9 protein-coding genes and 1 pseudogene are annotated in these 17,316 nt (G+C 60.9%); 3 read left to right on the forward strand and 7 right to left on the reverse strand.

Annotation, left to right across the window (positions count from 1 at the left end; translation table 11 throughout):
* Positions 1-12: 12 nt before the first annotated feature.
* From selO to BW43_RS29655, 5 genes and pseudogenes are all read right to left on the reverse strand, one after another.
* On the reverse strand, positions 13-1,476 hold the full coding sequence (gene selO, locus BW43_RS05080) for a protein adenylyltransferase SelO (RefSeq protein ID WP_032890336.1): 1,464 nt from the start codon (positions 1,474-1,476) through the stop codon (positions 13-15).
* A gap of 48 nt (positions 1,477-1,524) precedes the next feature.
* Positions 1,525-4,908: a mechanosensitive channel MscK gene (gene mscK, locus BW43_RS05075; protein WP_032890337.1), complete on the reverse strand. Its 3,384-nt coding sequence runs from the start codon at positions 4,906-4,908 to the stop codon at positions 1,525-1,527.
* 52 nt (positions 4,909-4,960) lie between these two features.
* Positions 4,961-6,703 (reverse strand): potassium/proton antiporter, encoded by a 1,743-nt coding sequence (locus tag BW43_RS05070; protein ID WP_032890339.1) that lies wholly within the window; start codon positions 6,701-6,703, stop codon positions 4,961-4,963.
* 234 nt (positions 6,704-6,937) lie between these two features.
* Positions 6,938-7,810, reverse strand: coding sequence for a methyl-accepting chemotaxis protein (locus BW43_RS29650; protein WP_370694346.1), 873 nt, complete (start codon positions 7,808-7,810; stop codon positions 6,938-6,940).
* A 30-nt stretch (positions 7,811-7,840) separates the two neighbouring features.
* Positions 7,841-8,563: pseudogene (locus BW43_RS29655) on the reverse strand (MCP four helix bundle domain-containing protein); the annotation flags it as partial.
* 278 nt (positions 8,564-8,841) lie between these two features.
* Here BW43_RS29655 and BW43_RS05060 point away from each other — a divergent pair.
* On the forward strand, positions 8,842-9,072 hold the full coding sequence (locus BW43_RS05060; protein WP_032890343.1) for a hypothetical protein: 231 nt from the start codon (positions 8,842-8,844) through the stop codon (positions 9,070-9,072).
* A complete protein-coding gene (locus BW43_RS05055; RefSeq protein WP_032890345.1) occupies positions 9,069-9,359 on the forward strand; it encodes a cell division protein ZapA in 291 nt (96 codons plus the stop codon). Before BW43_RS05060 ends, BW43_RS05055 begins: the two co-directional genes overlap by 4 nt.
* Here BW43_RS05055 and BW43_RS05050 read toward each other — a convergent pair.
* Positions 9,356-11,158 carry an acyl-CoA dehydrogenase gene (locus BW43_RS05050; protein ID WP_032890347.1) on the reverse strand — a complete coding sequence of 601 codons (1,803 nt, stop codon included), beginning with the start codon at positions 11,156-11,158 and terminating at the stop codon, positions 9,356-9,358. The two genes, BW43_RS05055 and BW43_RS05050, sit on opposite strands and share 4 nt — an antisense overlap.
* Positions 11,159-11,386: 228 nt before the next feature.
* Positions 11,387-15,340: a trifunctional transcriptional regulator/proline dehydrogenase/L-glutamate gamma-semialdehyde dehydrogenase gene (gene putA, locus BW43_RS05045; protein ID WP_032890349.1), complete on the reverse strand. Its 3,954-nt coding sequence runs from the start codon at positions 15,338-15,340 to the stop codon at positions 11,387-11,389.
* A gap of 461 nt (positions 15,341-15,801) precedes the next feature.
* On the opposite strand from putA, the gene putP reads away from it, so the two are divergent.
* Positions 15,802-17,286 (forward strand): sodium/proline symporter PutP, encoded by a 1,485-nt coding sequence (putP, locus tag BW43_RS05040; RefSeq protein ID WP_032890351.1) that lies wholly within the window; start codon positions 15,802-15,804, stop codon positions 17,284-17,286.
* Positions 17,287-17,316 lie beyond the last annotated feature (30 nt).

Below are 17,316 nucleotides of genomic sequence, written 5' to 3' on the forward strand. Positions count from 1 at the left end.
TTGCTCTCGTGGTCACGACGAACAACTAATCTCCAAATGCTTTCCCCAATCCGGCGGCCGCTGCGCGTACTGCTCCATCCCCGCTTGCTCCTCGAACGGCCTGGAAAGCACCTCATGCAATCGCCGAACTTCGCTGTAGTCGCCCGACTCGGCTGCGGTGATGGCGTTCTGGGCGAGGTAGTTGCGCAGGATGTACAGCGGATTCACGGCGTGCATCCGCTCGCGGCGCTGCTCCTCGCTGGAGTCTGCGTCTCGTGCGACACGTTCCTTGTACTGCTCGGCCCAGGCATCGAACCCGGCCATGTCGACAAAATCATCGCGCAACCGCGCTGCGGCCAGCGCCGCTGACTCATCCCCAAGGCGACGGAAGAACAGCGTGTAATCCACACCGCTGTTCTGCATCAATTTCAGCAGGCGCTCCACCAGTTGCTGGTCGTCGTCTTCGGCGGTGGTGAGCCCGAGTCGGCGACGCATCAGGTCCAGGTAGTGCGCCTGGTACAGCGGCAGGTACAGGCCGAGGGACTCCTTCAAGGCATCGACGCTGATAAACGGCGTGAGCGCCTGGGCCAGCGCACTGAGGTTCCACTGTCCAATCGGCACCTGATTGCTGAAGGAGTAGCGCCCTTCATGGTCCGAATGGTTGCAGATGAAGTGCGCGTCAAAGTCATCAAGAAACGCGAACGGCCCGAAGTCGAAGGTGATGCCCAGGATCGACATGTTGTCGGTGTTCATCACGCCATGGCAGAAGCCATAGGCCTGCCATTTGGCGATCATCTCGGCGTTGCGCTCGACGATTTCACGGAACATCGCCAGGTACGGTTCGGGCTGTTCGCGGCACTCGGGGTAGTGCAGGTTCAGCACATGCTCGGCCAGTTCGGCTTGCTGCTCGGGCTTCTTGGTGTAGTAGAAGTATTCGAAATGCCCAAAGCGGATATGGCTGGGCGCGAGGCGCAACACCATGGCACCCCGCTCCTGTTTTTCCCGCCATACCGGCGTGCTGGAGCCGATTACACACAGCGCGCGGCTGCTGGGGATGCCCAACGCGTGGAGTGCTTCGCTGGCGAGGAACTCACGAATCGAGGAGCGTAAAACCGCACGGCCATCGCCCATCCGCGAGTAAGGCGTCATCCCGGCACCCTTGAGGTGCAGGTCCCAATGTTCGCCGGCCTCGTTGTACACCTCGCCCAGCAACAACCCACGGCCGTCGCCCAGCTGAGGGGTATAGCCGCCGAACTGGTGCCCGGAGTAGATCATCGCGCGCGGTTCTGCTTCGGCCCACAGCTTGTGGCCGCTGAACAGTTCGGCGAATACCGGCGTTTCGGCCACCGCCGGGTCGAGGTCGAGCAGGGCCATGGCGGCGTTGCTCGCCACGACAAGGCGAGGCTCGTCGAGGGGTTCGGGCAAAACGTGGGTTGAGAACGCGTCGCCCAGGCGTGCGAAGCGGTTGTCGAAGGTCAGTTCGTCGAGGGCTTTCACCGGCCATCTCCAGCAGAATGTCCGAGCATTCTGCTGGGGATAGACGCTTTAGTCGAGTTTGCTGGGCGGCGGTTCCGGCGCATCGTCGACTTTGCCGGGCGGCGGCTCGGGGGCGTCCTGTTCGGTGGCGGGCCCGGCGATGGTCTTGCGATCATCCTCGACCGGCACCAGTTTGTACTCCTGGCCATGCATGTTCTTGAGGTACACCTCCATCTGCCGGAACGAGATGTTGATGTGCTGCTTCTTGAACTCACGGTTGATGTAGCGGTTGACCTCGTCGAGTACCGGGTTGCGGTCACCCAGGTCGCGCACGTGCATACGCAGCTCGTGGTCGAGGGTGCTTTCGCCGAAGTTGAGGAAGTACACGTGAGGTTCCGGTTCCTTCAGCACCCGTGGATTTTCCCTCGCGGCCTTGAGCAGCAATTCCTTCACCAGGTCCAGATCGGAGCCGTAGTCCACGCCCAGTTTCAGAGTGACGCGGGTGATGGTGTCGGTCAGCGACCAGTTAATCAGTTGCCCGGTAATGAACGTCTTGTTCGGGACAATGATGTCCTTGCGGTCGAAGTCGGTGATGGTGGTGGCGCGGATGCGAATCTTGCTCACCGTGCCCGACAGGTTGCCGATGGTGATGGTGTCGCCGATACGCACCGGGCGTTCGAACAGGATCATGATGCCGGAGATAAAGTTGGCGAAGATCTCCTGCATGCCGAAGCCCAAGCCCACCGACAGCGCGGCGACCAGCCACTGCAGCTTGTCCCAGCTCACGCCGAGGGTAGACAGGGTGGACACGAAGCCGACGCCGGCAATCACATAGGACAGCAGCGTGGTGGTGGCGTAGGCGCTGCCCTGGGCCAGATCCAGTTTTGACAGCACCAACACCTCCAGCAGACCGGGCAGGTTGCGCGCCAGGGCGAAGGTGATACCGATGATGATCAGCGCGCCGAGCAAGTCGCCGATGCTGATGGGCACCATGCTGATATTGGCACCGGTGCCGCTGGTGTATTCGTACAGCGTGACGTTATCCAGGTACGAAAACACCGAGATCAGGTCCGACCACACCCAGTACAACGCGGCGATAAAGCCGCCCAGCAGGGCCAGGCGAATCAGGCGCATGGACTGTTCGTTGACCTGCTCGATGTCCAGGGTCGGCTCTTCGATTACCGCTTCGCCGTCACCTGCTTCCTTGGCGGCCTGGCGTTTGGCCAAGGCGCGGGAATAAGCCAGGCGCCGGGCGGCAACGCCTAGGCCGCGGACGAAGGTGGCTTCGATGACCAGCCAAAACATCAACAGGTACAAGGTGTTGATCAGTCGGTCGCTGAGCTTGAGGGCGGTGTAGTAGTAGCCAAAGCACACGGCAATAAACAGGGCGATCGGCAGCGCGGTGAATACCAGGCCCACGGACTTGCGGAACAGCGAGGCTTTTTCGTGGGTCGGGCTGTGCAGCAGCAGGCGCCCGAGCAGCCAGGCCATCAGGGCGTAGCAGGTCAGGACCACGGCGATGCCCAGCACGTCGTCGGCCAGTGCCGCCGGTTGATGCTCGGCAATCGCCACCACGGCCACCAGAGCCAATACCACCAGCCCGAGTTTGCGCACCCAACCCTGGAGGAATTCGACCTGGGGTTTTTCCCAGCGGAAGTGCAGTTCCGCCACGCCGCCCGGCGCCAGGATGCGGTAGGCGGTGTAGAACACCAGCCACGCCTGGGCCAGTTGCAGCAGGGCTGAACCCAGGTTGGCGTTTTGCCCACGGGCGTCGATCTGCAGTGCGTAGCCGCACAGCGCCAGTCCCAGCGATACGGGCATGGCCAGCAGGATATTGATCAAGATGGCTTGCGGCGTGTGCCACTGGCTGTCGCGCTTGAAGTGCCCGATGTCCAGATGGACCTTGTTCAGGCGTTGGTACAGGGCCTTGCGTCGCCACAGCAGTGCGCCGATCAATAGCAGCAATGGCAGGAACAGTAGCGGGCGCTGGGTCAGGCCGTCGTACAGCTCACTGACGCTGGACGCCCAGGGCAGGGTGGTGACTTGCTTGCTCAAGTGCGCCGGCACGGTTTCCAGCCACTCGGTGTCCAGCGGCTTGTTACTGGGGATCCAGAACATCTGTTCATCCAGCGTCGCGCGCAGGGTGGTGGCGGTGCTGAGCAGTTGTTTCTGGTTCAGTTGCAAGGTGATGGACTCATTGAGCAGCGCGCTCAACTCACGACTCAGGCGCTCCAGCAGGTCGCTGCGGGTAATCGCAAGCTCCAGCAGGGTTCGGCGCAGTTGTGGGGTGATGTCATCCGGTGGCTGGTTGGCCAGCAGATTGTCCACATAGGTGCTGGGGGAACTGATCAGCTCACGCTGTTGGTTGACCTCAAACTGGTACAGGCGAATGTTGGCGATGTCGTCCGCCAGGTCGCGGTCCACCGTCAGGCGTGGCAGCGCTTGTTTTTGCTTATACAGAATCTTCGACAGCAGCAGGCTGCCCTTGAGCACGTTGATCTGCTCGTCCAGGGCCGAGTCGCTCTGGGTCACGGTGTCCAGTTGCTGCTTGGTCTGCAGGTTCTTCTGGGTCAGGTCGTTGAGGCGGTCGGTGCTTTTGAGCAGGTAGTCGGACAGCTTCAGGTTGGCCGCGCTTTCGGTGGCCAACAGGCTGCTGCCACCGGCCTTTTGCGCTTCGATGGACTGCTGGGTGACGGTCTGTTGGGACTGGGCCAGGCGTTTCTGGTTGATCAGGGTTTGCAGGTCCTGGATTTCTTGTTCCAGGCGCGCGGTCTTTTCCACCACGAGGTCGTGCTGGCTGTTGCCCAGGTCTTGCAGTTGGCTGTTGCCGGCCAGTTCCTGGCGGCGCAGGGGGATCAGGGCATTGAGCGCAGCGAGTTCGGCATTCAGTTGGTTGCGCTGGTCGCCGCTGAGGGCTTTGCCATTGTCTTTACCGGCCTTGAGGGTCGCGTTGATCTGCTGGATGCGCGTCTGGCTGCTGCTGATTTCGGTCTGCGCGCGTTCGGGGCGTGTTTGGGCAGCGATGGTCAGGCTGTTGGCTTCGGCCAGGTCTTTTTGCAGGTCGCCTTGCTGGGTGGTGCGTTGCACCAGCAATTGCTCAAGCTGTGGCACGGGCAGCGTGGCATAGCGTTGGGCCACCGGAATGATTTTGGTGGCCTTGAGCCGGGTCAGCTCGCGCTGGTTTTCGCTGGTCTGGCGCGGCGCGTCTTCCAGCTGGCGCTTGAGGTCAGTGAGGCGCTGCTCATAATCCTGCTGGTTGCCCAGGTAGGTCAGGGTCTGTTGCAGGATCGACTGCAGCGCCTTCATGTCGGCGTCGGGCAGTTTGCGATCAGGCAGCTTGTCCAGGGTTTGCTGAATGGCGTCGGCGCTGGGCGGCTCGGCGGCGTAGACGCTGCCGACACAAAGGGTCAGGCCCAGCAGGGCAGTGGCGAGAAAAGTGCGCAGGGTTGGCATAGAGACCGGTCTTGCAAGGTGAAGAATCGGGAGCGTGCTGTCGCTCCGCAGTTTAGAGGAAGAGTCCGGGGCCCGGGCGACTTCCTTCGGGGAATCTGACGCCCACTTTGCCGATCTTGTTCCCGTCCATGACCGCGACGGTCCAGATGGTGTTGTTCCACTCCACCTGGTCGCCGACGATAGGGGCGCCGCCGACTTTCTGGTTGATGAAGCTGCTCAGTGGCATGTCCGGGTCGATACCTTCCAGCTTCAGGCCGTAAAGGGCCGAAACCGCGCCCAGTTGGGCGTCGCCTTCCAGCACGAAGTCGCCGAAGAAGCGCAGATCGAGGCCGCGTTGTGGTGCCTGGCTGAACAGTTTGCCGAGGGCTGGCAGGTTGTGTTCATGGCCGATCACACAGAGCAGATCGTCGACTTCCAGCACCGTACTACCCGACGGATGGAGCAGTTGCTGGCCCCGGAACAGCGCAGCAATCCGCGTGCCTTCAGGCATTTTCAGTTCGCGCAGCGCTGCCCCGATGCACCATTTTTCGGCGCCCAGGCGGTAGACGAAAAGCTCCCACTCGCTGGTGACGTGTACTTCCAGGGCGGCGCGAGAGATCGGAGCGGGGTCCGGCGGTACGGTCACTTTCAGCAACTTGGCCACCCACGGCAGGCTCGTGCCCTGCACCAGCAGCGAGACCAGCACGATAAAGAACGCCAGGTTGAAGTACAGCTGTGCGTGGGGCAGTCCGGCCATCAGCGGGAATACCGCGAGAATGATCGGGACTGCGCCGCGCAGACCGACCCAGGCGATAAAGCCTTTTTCGCGACCGTGGAACGCTTTGAACGGCAGCAGGCCGACGATTACCGACAGTGGACGCGCAAACAGGATCATCCACAGCGCCAGGCCCAGGGCCGGCAGAGCGATTGGCAGCAAATCATGGGGCGTGACCAGCAGGCCAAGCACCAGGAACATGCCGATTTGCGCGAGCCAGGCCATGCCGTCGAGCATGTGCAAAATGCCATGCCGACTGCGCACCGGGCGGTTGCCGATTACCAGGCCGCACAGGTACACGGCAAGGAAGCCGCTGCCGTGCAAGGCGTTGGTCAGGGCGAAGACGAACAGGCCGCCAGCGATCACCAGGATCGGATAAAGGCCGGTCGCCAGATTGATACGGTTGACCATCTGCAGCATCAGCCAACCGCCGCCCAGGCCGACGATGCCGCCGATACCGAATTCGCGTACCAGATGAGTCAGCAGGCTCCAGTGCAGGCCAGTCTGACCGCTGGCGAGCATGTCAATCAGGGTGACGGTGAGGAACACCGCCATTGGGTCGTTGCTGCCGGATTCGATTTCCAGAGTGGCGGTGACCCGTTCGTTCAGGCCCTTGCCGCCGAGCAGCGAGAACACCGCCGCAGCGTCTGTGGAGCCGACAATCGCGCCAATCAGCAAGCCTTGAATAATATTGAGGTCAAACAACCAGGCCGCCGCCATGCCCGTGAGGCCGGTGGTAATCAACACCCCCACCGTGGCCAGGGACAGTGCTGGCCAAAGCGCCACTCGGAAACTCGCCACCCGCGTGCGCAACCCGCCGTCGAGCAGGATTACGGCCAGTGCGAGGTTGCCCACCAGGTAGGCGGTTGGGTAGTTATCGAAAATGATGCCGCCGCCATCGACGCCGGCGACCATGCCCACGGCCAGGATGATCACCAGGATCGGGATGCCCAGGCGCGACGAAAGAGAACTCACCAGAATGCTCGCACTCACCAGCAACGCGCCGATCAAGAACAGGCTGTTGATGGTCGTCGCATTCAAAGGCAGTACTCCATGAGCAAATAAGACGGGACGCAAACTGACCATGCAGTCTGCGTGCCAGGGATTCTAACCTGTTGAATTGCTGTGCTGTCAAAAAGCTTTTAACGCCGGGCGCAGATCTGAATGTGGGAGGGGGCTTGCCCCCGATGGCGGTATGTCAGTCAGCTTATCTGTAACTGACCCACCGCTATCGGGGGGCAAGCCCCCTCCCACATTTCAAGCCAGTGCAGGCAGTTAGAGGCGAAAGCGGCCGACCATCCCATTCAAATCCACCGCCAGGCGCGACAGCTCACTGCTGGCCGCACTGGTCTGGCTGGCGCCGGTCGCCGACTGCACCGACAGGTCACGAATGTTCACCAGGTTGCGGTCCACTTCCCGCGCCACCTGCGCCTGCTCTTCCGCCGCGCTGGCGATCACCAGGTTGCGCTCGTTGATCTCGACAATCGCCGTGTTGATGGTGTCCAGCGACATCCCGGCACCTTTGGCGATGTTCAGCGTCGACTCAGCGCGCTCGGTGCTGTTGCGCATCGAATCCACCGCGTGCTCGGTGCCGGCCTGGATACTGCCGATCATCCGCTCGATCTCGCTGGTGGACTGCTGGGTGCGATGGGCCAACGCCCGTACTTCATCGGCAACCACCGCGAAACCACGCCCGGCTTCGCCGGCACGCGCGGCTTCAATCGCCGCGTTCAGGGCCAGCAGATTGGTCTGGTCAGCCAGGCCGCGAATCACGTCCAGCACTTTGCCAATATCACGCGACTCATTGGCCAGGTCGCCAATCAGGGTGGCGGTGGCTTGTACATCGCCGCTCATGCGCTCGATGGCGCTGACAGTTTCCTGCACCAGGTCACGGCCGTCACCGGCTGAGGTGGTGGCGTTGCGCGAGGCCTCGGAGGTGCTCACCGCATTGCGCGCGACTTCTTCGACGGCGCTGGTCATCTCGTTGACGGCAGTGGCGGCTTGCTCGATCTCGTTGTTCTGCTGGGTCAGGCCACGGGCGCTTTCGTCGGTGACGGCATTCAGCTCCTCGGCGGCGGAGGCCAGTTGGGTGGCGGAGCCGGCGATGCGTTGCAGGGTGTCGCGCAGCTTGTCCTGCATCTTGGCCATGGCGGCCAGCAAGCGTCCGGCTTCGTCGTTGCCGTCGACCTTGATCGGCCGTGTCAGGTTGCCTTCGGCGACTTCTTCCGCCGCTTCGAGCGCTTGGGAAATCGGCAGGGTGATGCTGCGGGTCAGCAGCCAGGCGAACAACATCGTCAGCGCCGTGGCGATCACCAGCAGCCCCACGACCAGATTGAACGCCAAGTTGTATTGGTCTTCGGCCTCCTGATTTGTGGCCAGGGCCATCTTGTTATTGAGGTCCAGCAGGCGCGTCAACACGGCGTTGACCTGCTCGGAGTTGCTCAGCAACTCGGTGTTGAGCAGGCTGCGCAGCTCGTCCACCTGGTTGGCCCGTGACAGGCTCTTCATGCGCTCTTCAATTTGATGGTACTGGCCAAGCAAGCGCACGTACTCGTTGTAGGTGGCGCGCTCCTCGCTGCCTTCAATCAGTTTTTCGTAAATGCCCTGGGCTGTGCGGATCTGCTGGTTACGCAGTTCGAAGGCTTCCAGGGTCTTTTGCTGCACGTCCGGCTCGCGGTTGGTCAGCAAGCGGTATGACAGCACTCGCAGGCGCAAGGTCAGTTGGGTGAATTCATCAAGGGCACGAATGCTTGGCACGCTGGACAAGGTGATGTCTTCGGTGGCAGCACGGATTTTGCTCATCTGGTTGAGGGCGAATACACCGAGAAACAGCATGAGTGCACCAATCAACGCAAAACCGAGGAAGGCCCTCGGAGCGATATTCATATTACGAAGCGACATGCGGGAATCCTGGGGAGAAGCGCGATCCGTGCGAGGGGTGAGACGGAGTGTGCATCTCTATCGGTCGTACGACTAAAGTCTAAAGGGGCGTGTGCGTTTTTGTCGCATCTGACGAGGGGTTTGGCCGATTCAGGAACCAGATCGGGTAAATGCAGTCACTAAGGCTCGAAAGTGCGGCCCGGCCCCTAAAAATCGGGCTGCGCGCCGGGGATAACCCTGGCATCCGAGGTGAATTTTCTTTATCGTCACCGCCCTTTGAAAAAGCCCGAGAAATCAAAATGTTAGAAGCATCCCTCAGCCAATTGGAACAACTGGTCAACGACCTCGTACAGCAGAATCAAGACCTGCTGAGCAGCAACGAATCCCTCAAGGCCGAACTGGCCAACGCCAAGGATGAGAACGACAGCCTGCAACTGAGCTTGATGGAGCAGGAAGAAAAACACGGCGCCACCGCTGCCCGTATCCAGGCGTTGGTTGAGCGTGTGAGCGCAGGGCCTGTCGGCGCATGAATGAAGGGATAAAGGTCGTTTCGATTCTCGGAGAGGATTACTCGATCAAGGCGCCAGCCGGGGAAGACAAGACCCTGATGCACGCCGTGACCATGCTCAAGGCCTCCCTGGCCACCACCAAGAAAAAGTACCCGACCCTGATCGGTGACAAATTACTGGTGCTGGCGGCGCTGAACCTGTGCGCCGAGCAGATTGAACTGCAGCAGGCTCATCAGCAGGAACTCGACCGTTACCAAGAGCAAGTCAGCGCCACGGTCGAGGTGATTTCCAAGGCGATCCAGCCTTAGAACCACGCATCCTGCATCCCCAGGCACGTATCATCCCGCGCCTCCAGAATCGCCAGTTCATGATGGCAGCCCGGTACTTCCCAGGTCAGGAAGTAACGGGCGGCCTGGAGCTTGCCTTTATAGAAGGCAGCATCCGCCGCATTGCCCTTGGCCAGCCCTTCTTCGGCGCGAATCGCCTGTTCCAGCCAGCGCCAGCCAATTACCATATGCCCGAATACCTTCAGGTACAGCGCCGAGTTCGCCAGGCTGCTGTTGACCTTGCCGTGGGCGAGATCCGTCAGCAGGCCGATGGTCACGCTTTGCAGGCGGGTGACCAGGTGTTCCAGCGGCTCTCTTAATGCCGTCAGGCCTGGATATTCCTGCGCCCGCGAGCCCGTGTCGGCGATCAGGCGGATCAGTTGCTTGAGCCCCGCGCCGCCGTTCTGTGCCAGCTTGCGGCCCAGCAAATCCAGAGACTGGATGCCATGGGTGCCTTCATGGATCGGGTTCAGGCGGTTGTCGCGGTAGTACTGCTCCACCGGGTATTCACGGGTGTAGCCGTGGCCGCCGAGGATCTGGATCGCCAGTTCGTTGGCCTTGAGGCAAAACTCCGACGGCCAGGATTTAACGATGGGCGTGAGCAGGTCCAGCAGTTCGTGGGCCTGTTTGCGTTCGCTCTCGGTTTCCAGCGTCGTGGTGTCATCGAACAGGCGCGCGGCGTACAGGCCCAGGTCGAACGCGCCTTCTACGTAAGCTTTTTGGGTCAGCAGCATGCGCTTGATATCCGCGTGCTGGATGATCGAGACCGGCGCGGTGCTTGGGTCTTTGCTGTCGGGCAGACGACCTTGCGGGCGTTCGCGAGCGTATTCCAGGGAATACAGGTAGCCGGCGTAACCGAGCATGACCGCGCCCATGCCGACGCCGATGCGTGCCTCGTTCATCATCTGAAACATGCAGCTCAAGCCCTGGTGTGGTTTACCCACCAGATAGCCGACGCAGTTGCCGTTATCGCCGAAGTTAAGCGCGGTCGACGTGGTGCCGCGCCAGCCCATCTTGTGAAACAGCCCGGCCAACAGCACGTCGTTGCGTGCACCGAGACTGCCGTCATCGTTAACCAGGAATTTGGGCACGATGAACAGCGAAATGCCCTTCACCCCGGCCGGTGCATCCGGCAGCTTGGCCAGCACCATATGCACGATGTTTTCCGACAGCGGGTGGTCGCCTCCGGAGATAAAGATCTTGTTGCCCTTGAGTCGATAGCTGCCGTCAGCCGCAGGTTCGGCGCGGGTACGAATATCCGACAGCGATGAGCCCGCGTGGGGTTCTGTCAGGGCCATGGTGCCGAAGAAACGCCCGTCGATCATCGGTTGCAGGAAGCGCTGTTTTTGCTCCTCGGTGCCGAAGCTTTCGATCAGGTTGGCCGCGCCCATGGTCAGGAATGGGTAGGAAGTGGATGCCGCGTTGGCGGACTGGAAGTGCGCAAAGCAGGCCTGGGACAGCAAGGTCGGCAACTGCATGCCACCGGCTTCGAAACTGCGGGCGGCATTGAGGAAGCCGGCTTCCAGGAACGCATCCACGGCCGGTTTGACTTCCGGAATCAGGATCGCCTTGCCGTCTTCGTAGCGCGGTTCGTTTTCGTCGTTTTTGCGGTTATGCGGCGCGAAATATTTTTCGGCGATGGAGCGCGCGGTGCTGATGGCCGCATCGAAGGTTTCGCGATTGTGCTCGGCAAACCGCTCGCGCTGGGTCAGGCCCTCGGCATCGAGGACTTCGTACAGCTCGAAAGCCAGATTGCGGGAACTGAGCAGCATCTCGGACATGGCGGCTTACCTTTGGAGGAATTGGCCTGAGTCTAAGTGCGCGAATTAAGGGTGAACAGCAAGATTGATCTAAGTGATGGAGTGGCAAAACACAGATGATCATTTGAAGTGCGATCAAATGTGGGAGGGAGCTTGTCCCCGATAGCGATGGGTCAGCCAGAGATAAGTTGACTGATCCACCACAATCGGGGGCAAGCCCCCTCCCACATGTTTACCGCGTTTCGTCAGTTAGCCGATGGTCATCAGGCTGGCGTTACCGCCCGCTGCAGCGGTGTTAACGCTCAACGCCCGTTCGATCACCAGGCGCTCCAAGGCAATGGATGTTTCGCCCTGAGACAAGCCATGCACCCCGACAATCGCCCCACCGCGCTGCGCCACTTGCTGGCACACCGCACGCAGTTGGTCTGAATCACCGTGATGCAGGACGGCGTCAAACACCACCTCGTCCTTGGTCCAATCCGCCACGCGCTTGATCTTCGCTTGAATTTCCTTCGGCAAGCGTAGGAACACGGCCTTGGTCAGGTCAGTTTCCGGCCATACCGCCGAACCGCCGACGGCCAATACCGCCGCCAGTTGAGTCAACAGATCGCCTTCCACTTCCGCCAGGCACAGTACGTGCTCGCGGGGCAGGATGGCGTAGCTGTTGCGCTCGCCGGTCGGACCCGCCAACTGACGGGTGATCCCGCTTTGGGATTGCGCGGCGAACTGGCTGCACAGAGCACTCAGCTCGCTGAACGAATTGCTGTCGGCCCAGGTTTTCAGGGCGGTCAGCGGTTGGCTCATGGCGTCGCGCAGACGTACATCCGGTGCAGTCAACGTGTCGCCACGTACGAAGGATTGCTCGATCGCATCGGTAGGACGGGTCGACAGCAAGCGGTACAGGTACAGCGGACCACCGGCTTTCGGGCCTGTGCCCGACAAGCCTTCGCCGCCGAACGGTTGCACGCCGACCACGGCACCCACGATGTTACGGTTCACGTAGACGTTACCGGCATTGACGTTGTCGATCACCTTGGCGATGGTCTCGTCGATACGGGTGTGCACGCCCAGGGTCAGGCCGTAGCCGGAGGCGTTGATCTGGCCGATGAGCTGGTCGATCTCTTTGCGCTTGTAGCGCACCACGTGCAGTACCGGGCCGAAGATCTCGCGTTGCAGTTCGTCAAAGCTTTCCAGTTCGATCAGGGTTGGCATCACGAAGGTGCCGCGCTTGATTTCTTCACCGTCGGCAATTGCCACCTGGTACACATTGCGGCCTTTGTCGCGCATGGCCTGGATGTGTTTCTCGATGCCGGCCTTGGCTTCGGCGTCGATCACCGGGCCGATGTCTACCGACAAGCGCTCCGGGTTGCCAAGGCGGCATTCAGCCATGGCGCCCTTAAGCATTTCGATGACGCGGTCTGCCGAATCTTCCTGCAGGCACAGTACCCGCAGGGCCGAGCAACGCTGGCCGGCGCTGTCGAAGGCCGAGGACACCACGTCTATGACCACTTGTTCGGTCAGTGCCGAAGAATCCACGATCATCGCGTTCTGGCCACCGGTTTCGGCGATCAGCGGGATCGGACGGCCCTGGGCATCCAGGCGGCCGGCGACATTGCGTTGCAGCAGGCGCGCGACTTCGGTGGAACCGGTGAACATCACGCCTTTGACGCGATCATCACCGACCAGGCGGGCACCCACGCTTTCGCCCTGGCCCGGCAGCAGTTGCAGCACGCCTTCCGGAATACCGGCTTCCAGCAGGATGCGCACGGCTTGTGCGGCTACCAGCGGGGTTTGCTCGGCAGGTTTGGCCAATACCGGGTTGCCGGCGGCCAATGCGGCTGCGACTTGACCACTGAAAATCGCCAGCGGGAAGTTCCAAGGGCTGATGCAGACCACTGGGCCCAGCGGGCGGTGGGCATCATTGGTGAAGTCGTTACGGGCCTGTACGGCGTAGTAACGCAGGAAGTCCACGGCTTCACGCACTTCGGCGATGGCGTTGGCGAAGGTTTTGCCGGCTTCGCGAGCCAGCAGTCCCATCAGCGGTTGGATCTCGCCTTCCATCAGGTCGGCGGCACGTTCCAGAATCGCGGCACGCTCGGCGGGCGGGGTGGCCTGCCAGATCGGGCCAGCGTTGATGGCGCATTGAATCGCGTTGTCGACGTCTTCGACGGTAGCTTCTTGAACCTGACCAACCACATCACGCAGGTCAGACGGGTTCAGTACTGGCGCAGCCGGTTGATCACTGGTGGCGCAACCCAGCATCGGCGCGGCTTTCCAGTTGTTGTGTGCGGTTGCCAGCAAGGCGCAGGACAGCGACGCCAGGCGGTGTTCGTTGGCCAAGTCGATACCGGCCGAGTTGGCGCGGTCGCTGCCGTACAGGTCGCGCGGCAATGGAATACGCGGGTGCGGCAAGCCGAAGCCGCCTTCCTGCGTGGCCATTTGCTCGATGCTGGCCACTGGATCAGCCACCAGCTCCTGAATGGAGATGGACTGGTCGGCGATGCGGTTAACGAACGAGGTGTTGGCGCCGTTTTCCAGCAGGCGACGCACCAGGTAAGCCAGTAACGTTTCGTGGGTGCCGACCGGTGCGTACACGCGGCACGGACGGTTCAGTTTGCCGTCGGAAACCTTGCCTACGACCTGCTCGTACAGCGGCTCACCCATGCCGTGCAGGCATTGGAACTCGTACTGGCCGGGGTAATAGTTCTGACCGGCGATATGGTAAATGGCGGACAGGGTGTGGGCGTTGTGCGTGGCGAACTGCGGGTAGATGACTTCCGGCACCGACAGCAGCTTGCGTGCACAGGCAATGTAGGAAACGTCGGTGTACACCTTGCGGGTATACACAGGGTAGCCTTCCAGGCCTTCGACTTGGGCGCGTTTGATCTCGCTGTCCCAGTACGCGCCTTTTACCAGGCGGATCATCAGGCGATGGCGGCTGCGGCGCGCCAGGTCGATGACGTAGTCGATTACATAGGGGCAACGCTTTTGGTAGGCCTGGATCACGAAACCGATGCCGTTCCAGCCGGTCAGTTGCGGCTCGAAGCACAGGCGCTCCAGCAGGTCGAGGGACAGCTCCAGGCGGTCGGCCTCTTCGGCGTCGATGTTCAGGCCGATGTCGTATTGCTTGGCCAGCAAGGTCAGGGACAGCAGGCGCGGGTACAGCTCGTCCATCACGCGCTCGTACTGCGCACGGCTGTAACGCGGGTGAAGTGCCGACAGCTTGATGGAAATGCCCGGGCCTTCATAAATCCCACGGCCGTGAGACGCTTTGCCGATGGAATGAATCGCTTGTTCGTACGACGCCAGGTATTTCTGGGCATCGTGTTCGGTGAGTGCGGCTTCACCGAGCATATCGTAGGAATAGCGGAAACCTTTGGCTTCGAACTTGCTGGCGTTGGCCAAGGCTTCGGCGATGGTTTCGCCGGTGACGAACTGCTCGCCCATCAGGCGCATGGCCATGTCGACGCCCTTGCGGATCATCGGCTCGCCGCTTTTGCCGATGATGCGGCTCAGGGACGAGGTCAAGCCGGCCTCATTATGGGTGGCGACCAGTTTACCGGTCAGCAGCAGACCCCAGGTGGCAGCGTTGACGAACAGCGACGGGCTGTTGCCCAGGTGCGGATGCCAGTTGCCGGTGCTGATCTTGTCGCGGATCAGCGCGTCACGGGTGCCCTTGTCCGGGATGCGCAGCAGCGCCTCGGCCAGGCACATCAGGGCCACGCCTTCCTGGGATGACAGGGAAAATTCCTGCAGCAGGCCCTGAACAATGCCGGCACGACCGCCAGCACTTTTCTGATTGCGCAGTTTTTCGGCAATCGAGGCGGCGAGCTTGTTGGTGGCTTCAGCCATTGGAGCCGGCAGACGCGCCTGCTCGATCAGCATCGGCACCACTTCCGGCTCTGGGCGACGGTAAGCGGCAGTGATGGACGCGCGCAGTACGGACTGCGGCAGGATGCTCTCGGCGAATTCAAGGAAGCACTGGTGCGCATGGTCGGCCTGGACCTCACCCGCGTCATCGGCATCCTTGCTGCTCAAACCGTTGAGTTCGGTCAGGGTTGCACCACCCTCCAGTTTCTCCAGGTAATTGAAAATCGCCTGCTTGATCAGCCAGTGCGGCGTGCGATCAATGGAGGTCGCGGCTGCCTTCAGGCGTTCGCGGGTCGGGTCGTCAAGTTTGACCCCAAGGGTGGTCGTCGCCATTTTCTTATCCTCATGGGTGCCACTACCGAGTGGCATTAGCTGGCGGCAAGATTAGCTTTGCGCATGCAGAGGTGCAACCGGGTGCAACCCTTTTTATCCATGAAATTTTCGACGCTTCATCCGAATTAATTTTGACGCCAGCAGAATGCGCTTTGTCTTGGTGCTTTTACTTCTTAGATCGGCTGTTCTTGCTCCGAAAGGGAGCAAAAACAGGGTGTTTTGCGGATTTTGTACTCAGGTGCAACTTATTCCCCAGAAACTGGTTGCACCTTATTTGCTTTGTTGAATAGCATTCGCGGCCAAGGTGCAACCATCCGTAAACCGGGGTTCATCGGCTGACGGCTTTCCTGGGGAAACGTCAGTCATAAATGCGCGGCATGCAGCTACGTTTACCCACTGACCAGTGGGTGGCCGTCTGACAGACCGCCGCTACATAAAAACAAAGCCAGGGCGTCACTCAAATGAGCGTAAGTAATCCAACTCTGATCACATTCGTGATCTACATCGCAGCAATGGTGCTGATCGGCTTCATGGCCTATCGCTCCACCAACAACCTTTCCGATTACATCCTTGGCGGTCGCAGCCTCGGTAGCGTGGTGACAGCGTTGTCCGCCGGTGCTTCCGATATGAGCGGCTGGTTGTTGATGGGCCTGCCGGGCGCAATCTACATGTCCGGTCTGTCGGAAAGCTGGATCGCCATTGGCCTGATCGTCGGTGCCTACCTCAACTGGCTGTTCGTGGCCGGTCGCCTGCGGGTACAGACCGAACACAACGGCGACGCCCTGACGCTGCCGGATTACTTCTCCAGCCGTTTCGAAGATAAAAGCGGCCTGCTGCGGATCATCTCCGCCGTGGTCATCCTGGTGTTCTTCACCATCTACTGCGCCTCCGGCATCGTGGCCGGTGCCCGTCTGTTCGAAAGCACCTTCGGCATGTCCTACGAGACCGCGCTGTGGGCCGGCGCTGCGGCGACAATTGCCTACACCTTCGTCGGTGGTTTCCTGGCAGTGAGCTGGACTGACACCGTACAAGCCACGCTGATGATCTTCGCGCTGATCCTCACGCCGATCATCGTGCTGCTGGCCACCGGTGGTGTCGATACGACCTTCCTGGCGATCGAAGCGAAGAACCCTGACAACTTCAACATGCTGAAAAACACCACCTTCATCGGCATCATTTCGCTGATGGGCTGGGGCCTGGGCTACTTCGGCCAGCCGCACATCCTCGCGCGTTTCATGGCGGCGGATTCGGTGAAGTCGATTGCCAACGCGCGCCGTATCTCCATGACCTGGATGATCCTGTGCCTGGGCGGCACTGTGGCCGTGGGCTTCTTCGGTATCGCTTACTTCTCGGCGCACCCGGAAGTGGCTGGCCCGGTCAACGAGAACCACGAACGTGTGTTTATCGAACTGGCCAAGCTGCTGTTCAACCCATGGATCGCGGGCGTACTGCTGTCGGCCATCCTCGCGGCCGTGATGAGTACCCTGAGCTGCCAACTGCTGGTGTGCTCCAGCGCCCTGACCGAAGACTTCTACAAAACCTTCCTGCGCAAGACCGCCTCCCAGGTTGAACTGGTCTGGGTCGGCCGTCTGATGGTGCTGCTGGTGGCGCTGATCGCCATCGCCATGGCTGCCAATCCAAACAACCGCGTCCTTGGCCTGGTCAGCTACGCCTGGGCCGGTTTCGGCGCGGCGTTTGGTCCTGTGGTACTGATCTCGGTGATCTGGAAAAACATGACCCGCAACGGCGCACTGGCCGGCATCCTGGTCGGCGCGATCACCGTGATCGTGTGGAAGCACTTCGAACTGCTGGGCCTGTACGAAATCATCCCAGGCTTCATCTTCGCCAGCCTCGCGATCTTCTTCGTGAGCAAGATGGGCGCCCCGACCGCCGGTATGGTCGAGCGCTTTGATGCGGCGGAAAAAGACTACAACCTCAACAAGTAATTCGCCGGGCGTTAAGCGCTCTACGAATTG

Origin of the sequence: Pseudomonas sp. RIT357, assembly GCF_000632245.1 — a bacterium.
Taxonomy (GTDB): Bacteria; Pseudomonadota; Gammaproteobacteria; order Pseudomonadales; family Pseudomonadaceae; genus Aquipseudomonas; species Aquipseudomonas sivasensis.

Bases quoted from the DNA above. Each gene is read 5' to 3' on its own strand.
- mscK (WP_032890337.1), bottom strand. From the start codon at position 4,908: ATGCCAACCCTGCGCACTTTTCTCGCCACTGCCCTGCTGGGCCTGACC.
- BW43_RS29650 (WP_370694346.1), bottom strand. From the start codon at position 7,810: ATGGCCAAGATGCAGGACAAGCTGCGCGACACCCTGCAACGCATCGCC.
- BW43_RS05060 (WP_032890343.1), top strand. From the start codon at position 8,842: ATGTTAGAAGCATCCCTCAGCCAATTGGAACAACTGGTCAACGACCTC.
- BW43_RS05055 (WP_032890345.1), top strand. From the start codon at position 9,069: ATGAATGAAGGGATAAAGGTCGTTTCGATTCTCGGAGAGGATTACTCG.
- BW43_RS05050 (WP_032890347.1), bottom strand. From the start codon at position 11,158: ATGTCCGAGATGCTGCTCAGTTCCCGCAATCTGGCTTTCGAGCTGTAC.
- putA (WP_032890349.1), bottom strand. From the start codon at position 15,340: ATGGCGACGACCACCCTTGGGGTCAAACTTGACGACCCGACCCGCGAA.
- putP (WP_032890351.1), top strand. From the start codon at position 15,802: ATGAGCGTAAGTAATCCAACTCTGATCACATTCGTGATCTACATCGCA.